1 protein-coding gene is annotated in these 1,142 nt (G+C 35.5%); it reads right to left on the bottom strand.

Translation table 11 applies throughout. The features are described from left to right. Positions 1-961 precede the first annotated feature (961 nt). On the bottom strand, positions 962-1,142 hold a 181-nt coding region (locus tag AC1TO6_RS21095), incomplete at its 5' end, for a hypothetical protein (RefSeq protein WP_482103547.1).

The following is a 1,142-nucleotide window of genomic DNA, read 5'->3' as shown; positions in this document are numbered from 1 at the left end:
TTCAGCGCCGATGGTAGTTGGGGGTTTCCCCCTGTGAGAGTAGGACGTCGCCGGTCTCAAAGTAAAGTCATTGCCTTCGGGCAGTGGCTTTTTTTATGTTTATAAAGATTTTAACCGAAGGTTATATTGAAAGCAGACATAGAAATGCTGAAGAATAGACTTCTCGTGTGAAGGTAATCCTAATTCGTTTGAGATTGACCAAAAATATAACTATTGTACTTTGTATCTGCAAGCCAGACAGACCCGTTGATTTGGCCTTATCAAACCGCTGTAAATATTTTAACGTGAATTTCCTATTAACTACACTTTAGTACTCTGGGAAGTGCATTATTGGGAGTATTGTGCTAGATAGTCTTATTAAGAAAACGTATATCATTATCTGGGATTAAATCTGCAACTTGGAGTGCATCTTTCTTAAAAAATTAGTATCAAATAGTAATCTCAATATATACATCTCCAAATGACGACCATTACGATAAAGAATACCCTATCAAAGCAGTAAGCTTGGATTCTAAGCACCAATCCAGGCTAGAGGTATCTCGAAGCACCAAGCAATTTATAATCCAGACTCAGGCAGAAGCGGAATTCAGTAGAGTTATTCATACTCCCTAATTAGAAATCTTGATGGAAAAACTTTTGGATTTTTGAATGTGAATAAAAACTCAAATGCAGCAACATGATTTATAATAATTGATTTAGCTAAAAGAGAAGTTAAGGAGGATTGTATAGATCTGAATCTTAACTGACAACTTGTACGTTAAACTCTCCAACATCTATATTGTATAAGAACAGATTAGTTAACCTTAGTGCTATATTACAATGATTTAATGTCCCTTTCGCAATGTCACTTTAATGTATTTAAGTAAAGTATAAATAAACCTTGCGTTTTATAAAATAGCATGGTATATTTAGAACCTTGCGTTTCCGATACATCAATAACTAGTGAAAAAAGAAATTAAAATTAGTTGTTGACACGGACGACGTAACTTGGTATGATATAAGAGTTGCCACTGAAACAAGCGGCAGACAAATAAAGAGGGAAGCAAGTCAGTTCCTCGCCAAATGAACCTTGAAAACTGAACAGCAAAACATCAATGAGATATCGCGAGAGTGTGAACGCACTTGAGCAAAACGTTTCAAAG

It is taken from the genome of Sporosarcina sp. Y352, from assembly GCF_056786535.1.
This window is presented reverse-complemented; position numbering and strand designations above follow the sequence as displayed.